At 41.9% G+C, this 17,757-nt stretch carries 13 protein-coding genes and 1 pseudogene; 2 read left to right on the top strand and 12 right to left on the bottom strand.

All coding sequences use genetic code 11. From position 1 onward, the window contains the following. Positions 1–42: 42 nt before the first annotated feature. The 8 genes from smc to ACFQ3S_RS06295 all read right to left on the bottom strand — a co-directional run bounded on the left by smc (position 43) and on the right by ACFQ3S_RS06295 (position 8,349). On the bottom strand, positions 43–3,585 hold the full coding sequence (gene smc / locus ACFQ3S_RS06330) for a chromosome segregation protein SMC (RefSeq protein ID WP_377162432.1): 3,543 nt from the start codon (positions 3,583–3,585) through the stop codon (positions 43–45). A gap of 205 nt (positions 3,586–3,790) precedes the next feature. After that, entirely contained in the window at positions 3,791–4,102 is a 312-nt protein-coding gene (locus ACFQ3S_RS06325) for a type II toxin-antitoxin system PemK/MazF family toxin (RefSeq protein WP_377162430.1), read from the bottom strand. Next, positions 4,087–4,296 (bottom strand): hypothetical protein, encoded by a 210-nt coding sequence (locus ACFQ3S_RS06320; RefSeq protein WP_377162428.1) that lies wholly within the window; start codon positions 4,294–4,296, stop codon positions 4,087–4,089. Before ACFQ3S_RS06320 ends, ACFQ3S_RS06325 begins: the two co-directional genes overlap by 16 nt. A 34-nt stretch (positions 4,297–4,330) precedes the next feature. Next, on the bottom strand, positions 4,331–5,116 hold the full coding sequence (locus ACFQ3S_RS06315) for a PhzF family phenazine biosynthesis protein (RefSeq protein WP_377162426.1): 786 nt from the start codon (positions 5,114–5,116) through the stop codon (positions 4,331–4,333). Between the two features lie 11 nt (positions 5,117–5,127). Then, complete coding sequence (locus ACFQ3S_RS06310) at positions 5,128–5,778, bottom strand: ATP-binding cassette domain-containing protein (protein ID WP_377162424.1); 651 nt, start codon at positions 5,776–5,778, stop codon at positions 5,128–5,130. Continuing rightward, positions 5,772–6,086 carry a hypothetical protein gene (locus ACFQ3S_RS06305; RefSeq protein ID WP_377162422.1) on the bottom strand — a complete coding sequence of 105 codons (315 nt, stop codon included), beginning with the start codon at positions 6,084–6,086 and terminating at the stop codon, positions 5,772–5,774. The genes ACFQ3S_RS06310 and ACFQ3S_RS06305 overlap by 7 nt, the downstream gene beginning before the upstream one ends. 90 nt (positions 6,087–6,176) lie before the next feature. Continuing rightward, positions 6,177–7,370, bottom strand: a complete 1,194-nt coding sequence (locus tag ACFQ3S_RS06300) for a hypothetical protein (RefSeq protein WP_377162420.1) — start codon at positions 7,368–7,370, stop codon at positions 6,177–6,179. Position 7,371: 1 nt separating this feature from the next. Beyond that, on the bottom strand, positions 7,372–8,349 hold the full coding sequence (locus tag ACFQ3S_RS06295) for an aspartyl protease family protein (protein ID WP_377162418.1): 978 nt from the start codon (positions 8,347–8,349) through the stop codon (positions 7,372–7,374). 343 nt (positions 8,350–8,692) lie between these two features. Here ACFQ3S_RS06295 and ACFQ3S_RS06290 point away from each other — a divergent pair, with 343 nt between their 5' ends. After that, a complete protein-coding gene (locus tag ACFQ3S_RS06290; protein WP_377162416.1) occupies positions 8,693–10,267 on the top strand; it encodes a glycoside hydrolase family 43 protein in 1,575 nt (524 codons plus the stop codon). Between the two features lie 125 nt (positions 10,268–10,392). Here ACFQ3S_RS06290 and ACFQ3S_RS06285 read toward each other — a convergent pair. The 4 genes and pseudogenes from ACFQ3S_RS06285 to lpdA all read right to left on the bottom strand — a co-directional run. Beyond that, a pseudogene (locus tag ACFQ3S_RS06285) lies at positions 10,393–10,488 on the bottom strand (transposase); the annotation flags it as partial. Between the two features lie 123 nt (positions 10,489–10,611). Then, the gene (locus ACFQ3S_RS06280) at positions 10,612–11,472 is read right to left on the bottom strand and encodes a sigma-70 family RNA polymerase sigma factor (RefSeq protein ID WP_078348167.1); all 861 of its coding nucleotides are present in this window, start codon (positions 11,470–11,472) and stop codon (positions 10,612–10,614) included. A gap of 169 nt (positions 11,473–11,641) precedes the next feature. Beyond that, complete coding sequence (locus ACFQ3S_RS06275; RefSeq protein ID WP_377162413.1) at positions 11,642–12,532, bottom strand: MBL fold metallo-hydrolase; 891 nt, start codon at positions 12,530–12,532, stop codon at positions 11,642–11,644. Positions 12,533–12,633: 101 nt separating this feature from the next. After that, positions 12,634–14,025 (bottom strand): dihydrolipoyl dehydrogenase, encoded by a 1,392-nt coding sequence (lpdA, locus tag ACFQ3S_RS06270; protein ID WP_377162411.1) that lies wholly within the window; start codon positions 14,023–14,025, stop codon positions 12,634–12,636. A 353-nt stretch (positions 14,026–14,378) separates the two neighbouring features. Here lpdA and ACFQ3S_RS06265 point away from each other — a divergent pair, with 353 nt between their 5' ends. Next, the gene (locus tag ACFQ3S_RS06265) at positions 14,379–17,711 is read left to right on the top strand and encodes a TonB-dependent receptor (protein WP_377162409.1); all 3,333 of its coding nucleotides are present in this window, start codon (positions 14,379–14,381) and stop codon (positions 17,709–17,711) included. Positions 17,712–17,757 lie beyond the last annotated feature (46 nt).

Genomic DNA, 17,757 nt, shown 5'->3' with positions numbered 1-17,757 from the left:
AATTATAGAATACGTTTTGATAGCTGATTATGACTCCCAAAATTAGTCGGTCAGTTGGCGCAAATCTACCGGCACCACGCGCGATATGCCTTGCTCTACCATGGTTACGCCGTAAACCACATCGGTACTGGCTATGGTTCTTTTATTGTGCGATACAATAATGAACTGCGAACTAGAAGAAAACTTACGAATGATATTGTTGAACTTATCAATATTGGTGTCATCCAACGGAGCATCTACCTCGTCGAAAATACAGAAAGGTGCCGGTTTTAACAGGTAAAGTGAAAATAATATAGCCGTAGCCGTCAGTGTTTTTTCGCCGCCCGAAAGCTGATTGATAGACAGCGGCCGTTTACCCTTAGGTTTTGCAATAATATCAATATCCGATTCCAGCGGGCGGTCGGGATCGTTCAGGATCAGGTCGCAGGAATCTTCTTCATTAAACAGCGAGCGGAATACCTTAATGAAGTTTTCGCGTACCATTGTAAATGCCGACATAAACTTCTCTTTAGCTGTATCGTCAATCTCCTGTATGGTAGAAAGGAGGGAAGCTTTTGCCTCCATCAAATCTTTTTTCTGGCTTTGAATAAAGTCGTACCGCTCATTCATTTCCTTAAATGCCTCTAAAGCCATGGGGTTAATGGCTCCAAAATCGTCCAGTTGTTTTTTTAGCTTTTCGGTACGGTCACGCAGGTCAGCTTCATTCTCTTCGGCTGGTATCTCAGTCTCCATCAAATCCTGTATATCAATGTTAAACTCTACCGAAAGGCGTTCCTTCAACGCGTTCAGTTCTAACTTTAAATTGGTGCGTTTGTCTTTCAGTTCGTTTTCTATCACATCGGCCTGGTCTTTTTGGCGGCGCAGCTGGGTTATCTCATTTTCAGTTTCGTTAATCTGTCCGCGTGAAGTGTAATAATCCTGTTCGGCGGCTTTGGTGGCTTTTTCCAGTTCTTCGCGCTGCGTGTACATTTCCAGCAGTTCATCGTCCGAAAAATCGGTATGCTGCAGCGTTTCCAGCAAAGCGGCCTGTACCTTTTCCATTTCGTTGGTGTTGGTTTGCAGGCGTACCTCTAAGCTGTATTGCTGCGATTCGCGATACTCCAGATCTTTCACCAAACCCGATACTTTATTTTGCTGCTGATGAAAGCGGATGTTTTCCTGGTTAAAGGCGTTGTTTTGTACGGTGGTGTACTCGTTGAGCTCGTTAAAGGCCTCCTGCTTATCTAATAATAAATCGCTTTGTATCTGCTTTTGCGTTTTGAGTTCGGCCACCTGCGGAATAAGTTTTTGTTCTTCTTCCTGTATAGTTCGGATTTTTTGCGCGATATCTTCCTTACGGTTGCGACTGTTGGTAATGAAGGTTTGATACTGCTCCCGGCGGGTGGTCACAGTAACCAGTTCGGTATGCAGGCGGTTGAGTTCCTGCTGCTTTTGCTGGATCTCGGTTACTTTGCCCGATGCTTTCAGCGCCGCTAATTTGCTTTGCAGCGTTTCCTGTTCGGTTTTGTAAGCGCCTATCTGCTGCTCGGTTTGGCGGATTTCTTTAGCCAGGTTTTCCAGGTTTTTTGCCCGGCCAATCCGCTTACCTTCAAACAGCCCAACCGATCCGCCCGCCATGCTAAACACCGATTTACTGAACCTTCCGGTTTTGCCCAGCAACACAATACCTTGCGGAACGGGGGTAGGATTCAGATCGTTTTCGGCGGCATCGTTCACTAAATATACATTGCGCAGCAAATAGTTGCACAAAGGGCGGTAACGCGGCTCAACCTCAATTACTTCCAGCGCTGGCAACCAGTTTGCATTAGGCGAAGTAACAGGCACATTGGGCAAGCCGGCATAGTGGTTCAATATAAAGAACTGCGCACGTCCTCTCGATGAACTTCGAAGCAGGTTGATTGCTTTAATGGCATTGTCGTAATCGTCTACCACAAAGTAATTCATGAGCGGCTCCAGGTAATTTTCAATGGCAATGCGGTATTCCTCCTTGCAAAACAGGATGTCGCTAAACAACATAACGCGCTTGGCCCACTCGGCATGCTTCTTTAAAAACCGGATAGATTCGGGGAAACCTTCCAGGTTATCCACCATGCTTTTGGTTAAATTATACTCGTTTTGTTTGGCATCTAACTGCCGGGTTTGCTGCGCTAATTTATCTTTAAGAGTATTAATGCTGCCTTCTGTTTCTTTAATTTGTTCCTGTAACTGCGCTTCAAACTCTATGGCGGTACGTTGTTCGCCCTCGGCTGTTTGGGTACGATTCTCCAACTCGGCTACCAACTGGTTAAAGTGCGATAACTCCACCTCGCGGCTGGCCGTGTCTTCCATATTGCGCTGGCCTTCCTGTTCCAGGGCCTGTTGTTGTATGCGCAATATCTCCAGGTCTTTTTCGGACTGGTAAATTTGGTTTTGTAGGCGGTTGTTTATGCTGGTTACCTCGTTAAGTTGGGCACGGGCACCGGTTTGTTCCTGCCGAAGTTCTTCAACTGCTTGTTTTAAGTCGGCTACTTTACGGCTAACCGTATCCAGGTTTTCCTCCTCCTGTAGCTTTTCTTCGTTAAGGCGTTTAATGTTATACAAAACGTGGTTCAGCTGGTTGCGGTCACGTTCCAGTTCTTCAGTCAACCGGGCTTCCTTATCCCGTTGAAATTTAAGCTGCTCGTTCTTGATCTTCTTCTCGCTCTCATAAGCGCGAATTTTGCTGATGAATTCGTTAGTAGTCTTTTGTTGTAGCGAAAGGTTCTTTTCCTGCGTTAAATTATCCAGTTTTTGCTTTTGCAGAGCCGCTTCCAGTGTGTCAATTTGTGTGGTAATGCCCAACCGCTGCTCCCGGTGTTTTTGCTCCTGTTCTTCTATACGTACCAAGGCATCGCTAAAGGAGACAATACGAAACGAGGCCAGCATTATGCTGAGTGATTTATACTGATCTTTTAAACGGTAATAACGCTCGGTTTTTTTTGCCTGGTTCTCCAGCGTTTTCAGGTTCTTTTCTATTTCGAAAAGCAAGTCCTGTACGCGTTCCAGATCGGCTTCCGTATCTTTTAATTTATTGAATGTCTGTTTTTTGCGGAGCTTGTATTTGGATATACCCGACGCTTCTTCAAACAAATTACGTCGGCTACCTTCCTTATTGGTAATAATCTCGTCTATCATTTTTAACTCGATGATAGAGTAGGAGTCGGCACCAATACCGGTATCTAAAAAAAGGTCGGTTATGTCTTTAAGGCGGCACTGCACATCGTTTAAGCGGTATTCGCTTTCGCCGGTGCGGTAAAGTTTGCGGGTGAGTGTTACCTGCGAAAATTCGGTAGGCAGTACATTCTTGGTATTATCGAACGTGAGTGATACTTCGGCCAGGTTAGCGGGTTTTCGGCTTTTGGTACCGTTAAAGATGATGTTCTCCATCTTCTCCGACCGCAGGGCACGGGTGCTCTGCTCGCCTAAAACCCAGCGAATAGAATCGACCACGTTAGATTTACCGCAGCCATTAGGGCCCACAATAGCGGTAACCCCCTCGTTAAAATTAATGGTGATCTTATCGCCAAAGCTTTTAAAGCCCTTGACCTCTAACTTTGTTAACTGCATACCCCAACCCCTAAAGGGGCTATCAAAATATTATTATTGTGCTTGCCGTAATAGGTACACATTTATGAACGAAAATAGTAATTGCGAGTCGTAAATCCAACGGATCTAAATGTGTAGCAATATTTTCTTATAAGTTTGTTCGTCTGAAATATTTTTATTGCAACGACCTGGCAGTTGATTCAATATAGTTAACTCAACAGCTTAATTAATATTTGCGAAACCTGACTGGTAATGGAAGATTGAACCGTTCCGGCCTTACGAATGATGATATTTTTATCAGCGGTAAAATGCGTGTAGGACGTATGTAAGATGAAACTGGCAACGCGTCGTTTTTGAAGTCGGTTGATGTGATATAGATAGCCGATGCATCATTGCTTTGCTGACTGGTGATTTGGCAAAGTACAATATCATTGCCCGGCAGATCTGCTAATACCAATGCCGGCCGTTTTTTACTGCCCGACAGATCTGAAAATGGAAAAGGAATAACTACAACATCGCCTTTTACAAATCCTGCCATGCTAAATCATCTTCTGCGGTTAACCAGTCCTTAGCTAAAACTTTTTCACTGGCCACATAGGTTGCCTGGCTTTCAGGAACAGACGTAGCTTCATCTACTGTAAAAGCAATAACTTCCACCTGCTTACCTATAAAATTTTCAGGTAATATTATAGAAATGCTTTGCTTGTCAGGCTTTACCAAAGTCCGTATCATATACCAAATATACAAATCCTGGGTTATGTATCGCTTAAATATAAATTTCCCCCTTTAAGTAAGTAACCGCCTGGCCGCTCATGAGTACACGGTCGCCTTTGTGCTCGCACCATAGCTCACCTTTACGCGTCGATAGCTGGTAGGCGTGCAATTGGGTTTTACCCAACTTTTCGGCCCAGTAAGGTATTAAATTACAATGTGCCGAACCGGTAACCGGGTCTTCGGGAACGCCGCAGGCGGGGGCAAAAAAACGGGATACAAAATCAACATTTTTGCCCGGTGCCGTTACTATAATTCCTATGGCGTTTATTTTAGATAAAGCGTAATGGTTAGGCTGCATATCTACAATGTCCTGCTCATCATCGTACACTAAAAAGTAATCGCGAGAGCGCATAACCGATGTAGGTGTTTTGTAGTTAAGCCCTTCCAGTAGTCCGTCGGGCATTTCGGTTGGGTAGGGCGGGCGTGATGGGAAGTCGAGCGTATAACGGTCCCCGTTTTGAGTGACGATAAGCGTTCCGGCTTTTTCGGTACTGAAATGGATGGCGTCACCAATAAAACCTAATTCGGTAAAAATAATATGTGCCGTTGCCAGCGTAGCATGGCCGCAAAGGTCTATCTCCAGTTCGGGCGTAAACCAGCGGAGGTGAAAGCCTTCATCTGTTTTTACGAAGTTAGCGGTTTCGGCCAGGTTGTTTTCGGCTGCTATATGTTGCATGAGTTCATCGGGCAGCCATTCTGTAAGCGGACAAACAGCCGCAGGATTGCCACCAAATAACTGATTGGTAAATGCATCGGCCTGGTAAATAGGGATGGTCATGAGTATATGAATTAGATATTGCTAAGATAACCGTATGCTACTAATTCGTTAGCATCATTAATTATTTTTGTTGCGCCATTTTGCAGCAACACCAGCTTATCGCTAATCTCTAAAATATTGCGGTACTGATGATCGGTTACAATAAATCCTTTCACTGCGCATCTTTTGCGTATAATAGCCTTAATTTCTTCGACCTGTAAGGGAGATATATGGGTAAATGGCTCATCGAGGAGAATGTAGGTAGCTTTACTGTACAAGATCATTAATGTTTCCAGTTTGCGTAATTCACCGCCCGATAGCTCACCGGGTTTCATCTTTTCAAACCGGCTGTACACATCGTGCGAGGTGAATTCTTCCCAGGCCTGTTCATCTACCAGCATTTGGGCCGACTGCCTGATGCTCAAATGCCCGGGCAGGTAGTTATGCTGAGGCAGGTAAGCTATTTTGTTTTTTAAGTATCCTTTTGAAACGTGCTGACCGTTTATGCTGATGTATTGATGTGCAGGTTGCAGCGTTCCGAAAATAATTTTTAATAAGCTGGATTTTCCGCAGCCATTTCTGCCAAGTAAACCTGTTACCTTCCCTGCGGTGCTGTCTATATAAATGTCCTGTAGCACCTTTCTGCTGTCAAACTCCAGGTAAACACTATCTACCTTCAGCATATGCCATATTGCTTTAAGGTGATTATAAGAAAGCTTAATATCAGGAAGATGAAAAAATCGGGGGTGAGGGTATAAACGTACATTTGCCTAACCGGCCTACCCGCATTACGGTAATAAAAGTACTGCTGCTTGTTAAAGAAATGTTGGTAAAAAATCATGCCGCCGTAGCTTACCATTTTAGCTGCCAATGCCAGGATGAATGCTGCCGTTTTTCCAAATAAAAGGAACGCGCCGAAGCATGTAAAAAACAGGTTGTAATACAAAAAAGGTTTATAAAATTGCCATACTAAAATGCGCAGGTTTTGCATGGAGGATAAAGGTTAAGACATACAAACTCCTTTTATACAGAATTAGTATTGCAGGAAGGAAATAGCATGAGGTAAACGTAGCCAACGGGTTTAGTTATCCATCCACAAAACTGAGTTGCCGGTATTAAATTCGTTTTGCTCCCATTGCTTATTGCCGGGGTCTAATATCCAATTGCCGTCTACAATAAACTTATAGCGGTATTTACCCGGTTTTAAATGCATATTGATGCGCCACTCGTTACCCAGGTGCTGCATGGTATAGCCTCGCTCGTTCCAGTTATTCACATCGCCCGAGAGGCATACTTGCCTGGCGTTATCATATCCTTTAAGTATAAAAGTGTAGTTGGGTTTACATGCTATGAAAGAATTTGTTTCGTCGGTTATTATGGTATGCGGGTTAGCCGGATCAACTATCCATTGGCCATCTACCACAAATTTATACAGGTAATTACCGGCAGGTAATACATAAGGTAATACCCAGCCGTTAGCTGTTTTTTTCAAATAGAGCGCATTGGGTTTCCAGTTGTTAAAGTTACCGGCCAGGCAAACGTTCCGGGCATTGGTATAACCATTCAGCTTAAATGTTAAGTTTTCGCCTAATGCTAAAACCGAGCTTGGCGCTTTTTCACTGTTCGATATATTTTTGTTAGCCGGGTCGGTAATCCAACGGCCATCAACCATAAAACGGTAGAGGTGAGTGCCCTCATGCAGGTAAATTGATTTTTCCCAGCCCTTGCCGTTAAAGGTCATAATTAATTCGTTGGCATTCCATTTGTTAAAATTGCCTGCTACTACCACCCGATGTGCATTGCTATTACCGGCAAGCCTGAATGTATAGTTGTAGCGGTAGTAAATGGAATTGTAATTATCGAAGCCGTCTTCTTCTTTTAAATTATTAGAGACATCGCGCATCCAACGACCGTTTACAATGTATTTGTAAGCATAGGGGCCGGGCTCCAACTTTATATCGGCTACCCAGCCGCTGTCGGTTTTGGTCATGATGCCTTTTTGGGTGGTCCAGCTGTTAAAACTACCCGATAATTGTACCCGCCGGGCGTTGGTATTGCCAGGGAAAAAGAAACGTGTATAGCCCGATGAAAGTTCACGTACGGTGATCTTTGAAAAATTATTTACGCCATACAGCCGTTCGCCCGGGTAGCCTGGTGTGCCAGCAGCCTGGTTTCTGCTGCCAGTAACCAAACGAGCAGCCGGATGTATGGCCGCAACCGTAATTAAACAGCAAAGCACAAAAAGCATCAATATATAATGTTTCAGCTGTTTCATCTCAATGCCTGTAAATGTACATTTCAAATTCTTTTTTCACGAAGTTTATGGTAAATATGCCCCTCGCAAAAAAGTCGTAACCTAATACCGCATCCATACTATTGCCATAAGCACGGCCCAGGTGATCGAGGTTGGTGATCAATACCCGGTTATTTAAAAAGCGGTAATTACCAATAAACAGTTCTTTAAAATTAGCATACACCAACTGATTTTTGCCTGCGCCACCTACACCAATTACGGTTGATGTGTTGATGTTTTTCATTACACTCATTACGTTTTTTGGTGCATCGGCCGATAGCAGGTTACATTCGGCGCCGGTATCAAAAGCAAACCATAAGTTTTTTTGATTGATGCTTCCTTGTAAAAAAATAACATCATTCATGTATTTGAACGGTGTGGTCATTTCCGGGTTATTAAAAATACGCTCGCCAGCGGGTATCTCACCTTTTGAATCCAGCTTATGTATATATAACACATTATGAAAGTGGTCTACCGTTATGGCCAGCTTTCTGAAAATTTGCGTACCCAGCAACCCTAATATCTTGATGTGCTTACTGTTTTCTATGGCCGAAAGATCGGCAACATCGGCGGTCAATCTTTTAAAGCTCAAATCGAGCCCTAACGAAAAGTTTTTAACTTCGGTGCGAAAGGTACCTGCCGAATTACCATTAACGCCGTTAGCTTCCTGGTCGCTGTAATTGGGCATGTTCCTGAAATAGGTGGCGTTTAAAACCAGGTAGGGTGCCCCGGTATCTAACACAAAGTTACCTGCTACCGAATCTACCTGAGCCTCAATAATGATCAAATTTCCAGCTCTTTTTATAGGAATAACCAGTGTATTAAGGCCTTTAGGGAAAATAGGTTCGGGAGGGCTGAGGGCGGTTGGCTTAGTGGTGTGAAAAATCAAACGTGGTTTAGGCGCAGCTTTGGCATTCAGCAGCGCTGTTAACAGTAAGATCAGTAAACCAACTCCGCGCATTTAATAGTGATGTGTTGTGGTTATGACGCTCAAAAGTAGTTATTAGTTACAAGCGAATTAAAAAATAGAAAGTTGGGGGTCATTTCCGTATTCGCCTCATCACCTCGCTGGTTGCCATTTTAGAGTACGCTTAAAGGGTTTACCTAAATGAAACTTTTTGTGGTTTCTTCAAAGTTCTTGCACATTCATCAGTTATACAGAAAATTTCAGTAGCTTTATTGTAGGTAATCATTGGGTTTTGTTAAAATATTTGGCCTTCAGATAATTAAAATATACACTTTTACTCGCTATTTTTCTTAACATATTGATTGAACTCAGGTCTATATCTCATATCTATTCTCAAATGAAACTAAAATTATTGCTTACATTAATTGTTGTTACACTTTTAACCATATCCAAAGCTCAAGATAACAACGGTACTTATACAAACCCCATTTTATTCGCCGATTATTCGGATCCAGATGTAATCCGTGTAAAGGATGATTATTATATGGTTGCATCCAGTTTTACGGCATTTCCGGGTATTCCTATTTTACATTCCAAAGATTTGGTAAACTGGAAGATCATTAATCATGTGTACCAAAAACTTCCTTTCTCCTGGTATAATAAACCAAAGCATGGAAAAGGTTCGTGGGCTCCGTCTATCCGGTATCATAAAGGGATGTTTTATGTGTATGTATGCTCGCCAGATGAAGGTTTGTTTATGGCACGCACTACCAATCCCGCAGAGCCCTGGGAATTTTTTCATGTTGCAGACATTGCGCAATGGGAAGATCCTTGTCCGTTTTGGGATGAAGACGGAAACGCTTATTTAGCTCATTCCAAACTGGCAGGTGGTCCGGTGATAATTCATAAAATGAGTGCAGACGGTACAAAGCTGTTGGATAATGGTGTAATTGTGTATCAAAACAAAGTAGAAAACCCAACATTAGAAGGCTTAAAACTGATGAAACGGAACGGCTACTACTATATTTTTGCTCCCGCTGGTGGTGTGTCAACTGGCTGGCAAACCGTTTTAAGATCAAAAAATATTTACGGCCCTTACGAAAGTAAAAAGGTTTTAGATCAGGGTAATACCGATGTTAACGGGCCTCATCAAGGCGGTTTTGTAGATACCCAAACAGGAGAATGGTGGTTTATCCATTTTCAGGATCGAGGCGCATTCGGCAGGATCGCTCACCTGCAACCAGGCAAGTGGCTGTCAAACAATTGGCCTGTAATTGGTATAGATGACGACGGTAATGGTTGTGGAATTCCGGTAAAAACGTTTAAAAAGCCCAATGTAGGCAAAATATACCCTGTAGCTAAGCCGCAAACTTCTGATGATTTTAACTCTGCCAAACTCGGTTTGCAATGGCAGTGGCAGGCTAATCCCAATCCGGCCTGGTATTCATTGTCGGCAAAGCCTGGTTATATACGTTTATTTGCTGATAATTCACCTACAGAGTTGGGTAATTTATGGTATGCGGGCAATTTGCTTTTGCAAAAGGTTTCTGCACCAGAACAAACTTGTACAACAAAACTGGTTTTTAATCCTTCAGAGGAAAATGAAATGGCCGGACTCACAGTTTTTGGCCAGTATTATACCTTTTTATGCTTGCGCCAGATTAAAAATCAGCTACGTTTATCATTAGTTGAAAGTGGCTATAAAAGCGAAGGCTTTGTACCTAAAGAGCTGTTTGGTGTAGATGTTAAACAAAACCAGGTTTGGTTAAAATGCCATATCTATGCGGATCAAACTTGCTCGTACAGTTATAGTTTAAACGGAAAAGACTTTACAGAAATTCCTCAGCGTTTAAAAATTAAGCAAGGCCGTTGGGTTGGCGCAAAAATGGGAATTGCCTGTGTAAATCCTAATCTGGCTCCGGTAAAAAAGGGGTTTGCTGATTTTGATTTTTTTGAGGTGGAGGATAAGTAGGGGAAAAGATGTACACCAGGGAATTTTTTGTAGAATATTTCCTGGTGTTTAATTATGAACTATACTCTTGATTAATAACAGTATGATGTACCTATATCAAGAGTTTACAAACGCACCAATGAAGGCCTGGAGTATTCTACCTGGCACATATTCTTTAATTCATCATTGACTGTTTCGATCACAGATCTCTTACGAAGCATTATTTTATCATTTGCCTTAATTCCTGTTGATAAGCTACGGCCTGGGCGGCGGTAAGCTGCTCATAATAGGCTGGTTTCATAACCTATATCAACAACAAAGCCTTCCCGATGTGCCGGGAAGGCTTTGTAATAAATATCAGGCGATTAACCTAAGTATGATTTTAAGATCTTGCTACGTGATGTATGACGCAAACGCTGTAAAGCTTTATCTTTAATTTGACGTACACGCTCGCGGGTTAAATTAAATTTTTCACCAATTTCTTCTAACGAAAGAGGGTGATTAGAACCTAAACCAAAGAACAATACAATGATCTCGCGCTCACGCTCGGTTAAGGTTGAAAGTGAGCGTTTAATTTCTTCAGATAAGGACTCGTTGATTAAGATAGAGTCGGTATTTGGCTCCTGGTTTTCCAGTACATCTAAAAGCGTATTTTCTTCACCTTGTACAAACGGTGCATCCATAGATACATGGCGACCCGAGTTGCTTAACGTGTCCGAAATTTTATCAACGGTAGTCTCTAATATATCTGCCAGTTCTTCGGGCGATGGTTCGCGCTCGTATTCCTGTTCTAATTTAGAAAATGCTTTACTGATCTTACTTAAAGAACCTACCTGGTTTAAGGGTAAACGTACAATACGCGATTGCTCGGCAATGGCTTGTAAAATAGATTGGCGGATCCACCAAACGGCGTAAGAAATGAACTTGAAACCTTTAGTTTCGTCAAAACGTTTGGCCGCTTTAATTAAACCTAAGTTACCTTCGTTAATTAAATCGCCCAGGGTAAGGCCTTGATTTTGATATTGTTTAGCAACCGATACCACAAAACGCAAGTTGGTTTTGGTTAAACGTTCTAACGCGGCCTGGTCACCCTCGCGTATTTTTTGGGCTAATATTACTTCTTCTTCGGCAGTTATCAGGTCAACCTTACCAATTTCGTGTAAATACTTATCTAACGATTGCGATTCACGATTGGTAATGGATTGGGTTATTTTGAGTTGTCTCATTTACTTTATTACCTCGATTCTTGATTTAGAATTGAACGTGCAAAGGTATAAAATTGTTGCTAATTTTACAATAGAATTTCACAATCACATAATAATTGTTAAAATTGTATTCTCACGTTCAATGTTGATAATTGTACCACAGCAATCGTACCAAGTAGCTGTATTTGAGTTAAATATCTGTCAATTTAAATACATCTTTTACGCGTATGCCCTTATCGGTCTGCATTAAAGTACAGCATTCGATCATTGCATCATGCTCAAAATACAAAATATATTCCTCATTTAAAGCTTGTTGCAGGTAAGTACGTTTTTCATTCATTGCTTGGAGTGGGAACATATCGTAAGCTGCCACATAGGGTACAGGCAGGTGGCCGGTAGTGGGCACTAAATCGGCCACATAAAACAGCTTACAACCTTTATACTGCAACAATGGCAGCATCATGGCTTTGGTGTGGCCGTTTACAAACTGCACCTGTATGTTAGTAGAAAATTGTATTCCGTCTTTAACTTCTAAAAACTTCAGTTTGCCACTCTCTTTTAACGGCATGAAGTTTTCTTTCAGAAAGGACGCTTTTTCGCGGTCGTTTGGATTAACGGTTGCCCATTGCCAGTGTTGCTCATTGGTCCAGTAGGTGGCATTAGGGAAAGCGGGGAGGAGTTGATTGCCTTCTTTGATGACAGCTCCGCCTACGTGATCTATATGCAAATGGGTCAGAAACACATCGGTAATATCGGCCCGGCTAAAGCCATGCTGGGCAAGTGAACTATCCAGCGTATCATCGCCATACAAGTGGTAGTATGGCAAAACTTTTTCACTTAGTTTATTGCCGATGCCCGTATCTATCAAGATGAGCCGGTCATCATCCTGTACCAGCAAACACCGCATAGCCAGCGTACAAAGGTTTTGTTCATTGGCCGGGTTGGTTTTGCTCCAGATGGTTTTGGGCACCACGCCAAACATAGCACCACCGTCGAGTTTAAATAAGCCGGTGTTGATGGTAAATAGATTAGCCCCCCGGCCCCCTAAAGGGGGAGCAGAAGTTTGATTATTTGCAGTCATACCATAAATATAAAAGCCCTTCTGATTATTAAATCCGAAGGGCTGTGAATCTTAATTATCTTTAAGTTTTAAAAAACTCCCCCTTTAGGGGGGCTGGGGGGCTACAAATGTATCACCTCGCCGTATGCATCAGCAGCGGCTTCCATCACAGCTTCGCTCATGGTGGGGTGCGGGTGGATAGATTTAATGATCTCATGACCGGTAGCTTCCAACTTACGGGCAGTTACCACTTCGGCAATCAGTTCGGTTACATTATAACCTACCATGTGAGCACCTAAAAACTCGCCATACTTGGCATCAAAAATTACCTTTACAAAACCGTCTTTTGCACCGGCAGCACTAGCCTTGCCCGATGCCGAGAATGGGAAACGGCCTACCTTAACTTCGTAGCCTGCTTCTTTAGCTGCTTTTTCGGTATAACCTACCGAAGCAACTTCTGGTGAGCAATAAGTACAGCCCGGTATATTGTTATAATTAATAGGCTCAACATGTAAACCGGCAATTTTTTCAACGCAAAGGATACCTTCGGCAGAAGCTACGTGAGCCAGGGCTTGTCCTTTAACTATATCACCAATAGCGTAAATGCCATCAACGTTGGTTTTATAATACTCATCAACCAGTACTTTACCTTTATCAAACTTAACACCGGCTTCTTCCAGGCCAATACCTTCCAGGTTGGTGGTAACACCTACGGCCGAAAGCACGATCTCGGCTTCCAGAACTTCTACGCCTTTAGCAGTTTTAACGCTTACTTTACATAAGTCGCCGCTGCTATCAACCGATTCTACGGTAGAACTGGTCATGATATTGATACCTTGTTTCTTTAAAATACGGCCTAATTGCTTCGATACTTCTTCATCTTCCAAGGGCACAATATTATCTAAGAACTCTACCACGGTTACCTTAGTACCCATGGCATTATAAAAGTAAGCAAACTCAATGCCTATAGCGCCCGAGCCTACAACTACTATTGATTTAGGTTGTTTAGGCAATACCATGGCCTGGCGGTAGCCAATAACCTTTTTACCATCCTGTGGTAAGTTTGGCAACTCGCGTGAGCGGCCACCTGTAGCTAAAATAATATGTTTGGCGGTATGCTCAGTTACGGCATCATCGGCAGTTTTCACTTCAACCGCTCCTTTACCTTTCAGCTTGCCATAACCCATAATCACATCAATCTTGTTTTTTTTCATTAAAAACTGAACGCCTTTGCTCATGCCATCGGCTACGCCGCGGCTGCGCTTAATAACGGCTTCAAAATCGGGCTCACCTTTTATTTCTACGTTAATACCGTAATCGGCGGCGTGGTTAATATATTCAAACACCTGGGCACTCTTTAACAATGCCTTAGTAGGAATACAACCCCAGTTAAGGCAAATGCCACCCAGCGATTCTTTTTCAATGATGGCTGTTTTTAAACCCAGCTGTGAAGCGCGTATAGCAGCTACATAACCACCAGGACCAGATCCTATAACAATTACATCGTAGTTCATTATATTTTTTTTATCAGTTCAGCGTCAAAGCTAAATAAAAAGGATGATACAATAAAGCATGTTAAATGCCTGAAATAGCCCCTGATGACGAATATGATATGCAGGTGAATATTTTAATGAATAAAGCTTAAAAATTTGGGCAAATATTTGGACAAAACGCGATTTTTATTGCACATTATTTAATAAAAGTGCGTAAGAGGTAGGTGTTTATTAAGCATACCAACAAATTATTTACAATATGTGAAAATTTTATAACATTTATTAACACTAACTTAACATTGAAACTGAAGCCATTATATATATTTGCAGGGAATTTTAAAACTTAAAACGTTCATTAAACAAAAACAAAAAGCATGAAGAAAAATTTACTTCTCGCGTTACTTTTCTTGTTTACTACGGCGGTAACCTTTGCACAGGTAACCACCAGTAGTTTAACAGGTACCGTTAAAGATTCAAAAGAAAATTTAATAGGTGCAACGGTTAAGGCAACATTCGTTCCTAGCGGAACAGTGTACGCAACCTCAACCCGGGCCGACGGGCGTTATACCATCCAGAACATGCGTCCTGGTGGTCCTTACTTAATTGAAATTACTTATTTAGGTTACGAGGCTCAAAAAGCTACTGATGTGTACCTTAAATTAGGTGAGCCGTTTGTTATAAATGCAACTTTATTGCAAAGTGGTACAGCGCTTAACGCGGTTACAGTTACCGGTAACACCCGTTCTGTATTAAACTCAGATCGTTCGGGTTCGGTTACCAACTTAAGCACCCGCGACATTAACACTTTGCCAACTATTAACCGTACTATCAACGATATTACGCGTTTAACACCACAATCCAACGGTTCGTCTATTGGCGGTGGTAACTTCCGTCAAAACAATATCACTATTGATGGTGGTAACTTTAACAACGCTTTTGGTATTGGTACCAACCTGCCAGGTAACGGTAACCCTATACCTTTAGATGCTTTAGATGAGATATCGGTAAGCGTTAACCCGGTAGACGTTAGACAGAATAACGTTATTGGCGCGGCCATAAACGCCAATACCCGTTCAGGTACTAACGAGTTCTCAGGTTCGGCCTATACTTATTACAGGGATGAAAATTACCTGGGTACCAAAGTTAGAAATTATGCAGAACTGGTTCCTGCTGCACAAAAGTCTAATACTTATGGTTTCCGTTTAGGCGGACCAATCATTAAGAATAAATTATTCTTTTTTGCTAATGTGGAGTCAGAGAAGCAACAGAGAGCAGGTTCTACCGTATTTGCTTCAACTCCGGAAAATCCTTTTCCTTCGTCTCCAAACGTTAGAAGACCCAGCCGAGCCGAACTGGATGACATCAGCAATTACTTGCGTACTACTTACGGTTATGAGACCGGTGCTTATGATGGTTACAACTTTGATAGCGAGCGTTTAAACATTGTTGGTCGTTTAGATTGGAATATTAACGATAAAAATAGGTTCAATGTACGTTACAGTCAGTTAGAAAGTAAAACGCCTTCTTTTGTAAGTACATCTACAAGCCCGTTGGTTGCCCCGGTGTATCCTGTTACTGGTAACCGTGGAGATAATAACGCCCTGGCATTTCAAAACTCGAACTACTTTACAGATTATAATTTTTATTCCCTATCTGCCGAGTTAAACTCATCGTTGTTTGCCAGTAAATTTGCAAATACCTTAAGGTTTACCTACAACAAACAAAATGAGCCAAGAAGTTCAGAAAGTGCTATTTTTCCGTTTGTTGATATACTAAGAGACGGTCGTCCGTTTACTTCATTTGGTTACGAGCCGTTTACTTTTGGTAACCTGCGCGATGTGAAAAGCACATCGGTGGTTGATTATGTACAATGGACCGAAGGCCGCCACAACTTATTAGCTGGTGCACAGGCCGAGTTTACTTCGGTAATCAATGGTTTCCAACGTTTTGGTACTAGTTATTACATATTTAATAGCTTTGACGATTTTAAAAATGGTGCGCAACCGCTATCATATTCAAAAACATATTCTTTAAACCCTGATTTTTCTCAAGCTTTCCCTACCTTTAAAAATGCGCAATATTCCATATACGCGCAGGATGATTATAACGTAACCGATAAGTTACGTTTAACCTTTGGCGGAAGGTTAAACTATTATACCTATAAGCAAGACCTGCTAACCCATCCCCTAATTGCAGCCCTGCAATTTAAGAATGGGGAGACCATTAATACCGGTGCGCTTCCTAAAAAGGCGTTGTTGTTTTCTCCACGTTTTGGTTTTAACTATGATGTTAAAGGAGACAGGACCTTCCAGATACGCGGTAGTGCCAGTATAGTATCGGGTGGTATACCAAACGTTTGGATCATTAGCCAGGTTGGTGACGCTGGTTTGGTTCAGTTTACACAGATTGAGCAAAATATAAGTGCCACGCTTCCAACTACCAGCCCGCTTTCACGTGTGTTCAATCCAGATCCCAACTTCTATTTGCCAGCTACACCACCTGCAGCTGGTACATCTATACCAAGTGCCATATCTATTATATCTCCTGACATTAAGGCACCGCAAACATTCAAAGCCAACTTAGCTGCTGACTTTAGATTGCCTTATGGTTTCACCGGTACATTAGAGGGCTTATATAACCGCGATTTCAGGACCGTATTGTTCAGAAACCCTAACTTGGTTGACCCAACACCTTTAAATGTTTCAGGGTATCCAGACAACAGGTTATTCTATCCAAATGCTACAGCAGATAAATTTATTAATAGATTAGATGCATCAGGTAAAGCTTACACTAGTGCATCAACAGGTACACAGCAACCATTTAATACCTATGTGCTTGATAACGCTTCAAAAGGTTATTACTGGTCAATTTTAGGTAAGTTAGAAAAACAACTCAGCAAAGGATTGTCGGCCTCAATAGCCTATATCAGAAGCGAGGCAAAAACTTTGTTTGATGGTAACGGCGATCAGCCTTCAGGTTCATGGCAAGGTACTACTTCTGTAAATGGAAGTAATAATCCTGAAATGGGCTACTCAAGTTTTGTATTGCCGAACCGCGTTGTAGGTAACATTACTTACCGCAAAGAATACCTTAAAAAATTAGGTACTACCATTTCCCTTTTCTATGAAGGTCAAAACAATGGTCGTATTTCTTACACTTATTCTACCGACTTTAACCGTGATGGTGCCCAGGCAGATTTAATTTACGTACCAAAAGACCCGAGCGAAATTACTTTTGTTCCGTTTACCACAACGGTTAACGGTGTAACTACAACTTATAGTGCTCAGCAACAGAGTGATTTATTCTTTCGCTTTATAGAGCAGGATTCTTACCTGTTATCACGTAAAGGGAAATATGCTGAACGTGCCGGTGGTGTAGCTCCATGGGTTAACTTATTCGATATTAAAATTTTGCAGGATGTATTTACCAACATTGGCAAAAAACGTAATACCTTGCAATTTGAATTAACTGTACAAAATTTTGGTAACCTTTTAAATAAAAACTGGGGTATTCAAAGATCAGTTGTTCAGTCGAGTATTTTAGCGCCGGTTAACGCTACTTCCTTAGTACCGGGTTCGGCTACAAGACCAACTTTCAATTTAAGATTTGACGGTTTAACACCAACCAATACCACGTTTTTCCGCGACAACGTTAGTTTTAACTCTACTTACAGCATGCAGATTGGTTTAAGATACCTTTTTAACTAATAGCAAAAAACTGGTAATTTGCAGGATTCAAAGTTGTTTTAAAAAG

The organism is Mucilaginibacter terrae, from assembly GCF_042679325.1.
In the GTDB taxonomy this organism is placed as follows: Bacteria; Bacteroidota; Bacteroidia; order Sphingobacteriales; family Sphingobacteriaceae; genus Mucilaginibacter; species Mucilaginibacter terrae.
The sequence above is the reverse complement of the archived record's forward strand: the minus strand, read 5'-3'. Positions and strand labels throughout refer to the sequence as shown.

Bases quoted from the DNA above. Each gene is read 5' to 3' on its own strand.
- smc (WP_377162432.1), bottom strand. From the start codon at position 3,585: ATGCAGTTAACAAAGTTAGAGGTCAAGGGCTTTAAAAGCTTTGGCGAT.
- ACFQ3S_RS06325 (WP_377162430.1), bottom strand. From the start codon at position 4,102: ATGGCAGGATTTGTAAAAGGCGATGTTGTAGTTATTCCTTTTCCATTT.
- ACFQ3S_RS06320 (WP_377162428.1), bottom strand. From the start codon at position 4,296: ATGATACGGACTTTGGTAAAGCCTGACAAGCAAAGCATTTCTATAATA.
- ACFQ3S_RS06315 (WP_377162426.1), bottom strand. From the start codon at position 5,116: ATGACCATCCCTATTTACCAGGCCGATGCATTTACCAATCAGTTATTT.
- ACFQ3S_RS06310 (WP_377162424.1), bottom strand. From the start codon at position 5,778: ATGCTGAAGGTAGATAGTGTTTACCTGGAGTTTGACAGCAGAAAGGTG.
- ACFQ3S_RS06305 (WP_377162422.1), bottom strand. From the start codon at position 6,086: ATGCAAAACCTGCGCATTTTAGTATGGCAATTTTATAAACCTTTTTTG.
- ACFQ3S_RS06300 (WP_377162420.1), bottom strand. From the start codon at position 7,370: ATGAAACAGCTGAAACATTATATATTGATGCTTTTTGTGCTTTGCTGT.
- ACFQ3S_RS06295 (WP_377162418.1), bottom strand. From the start codon at position 8,349: ATGCGCGGAGTTGGTTTACTGATCTTACTGTTAACAGCGCTGCTGAAT.
- ACFQ3S_RS06290 (WP_377162416.1), top strand. From the start codon at position 8,693: ATGAAACTAAAATTATTGCTTACATTAATTGTTGTTACACTTTTAACC.
- ACFQ3S_RS06280 (WP_078348167.1), bottom strand. From the start codon at position 11,472: ATGAGACAACTCAAAATAACCCAATCCATTACCAATCGTGAATCGCAA.
- ACFQ3S_RS06275 (WP_377162413.1), bottom strand. From the start codon at position 12,532: ATGACTGCAAATAATCAAACTTCTGCTCCCCCTTTAGGGGGCCGGGGG.
- lpdA (WP_377162411.1), bottom strand. From the start codon at position 14,025: ATGAACTACGATGTAATTGTTATAGGATCTGGTCCTGGTGGTTATGTA.
- ACFQ3S_RS06265 (WP_377162409.1), top strand. From the start codon at position 14,379: ATGAAGAAAAATTTACTTCTCGCGTTACTTTTCTTGTTTACTACGGCG.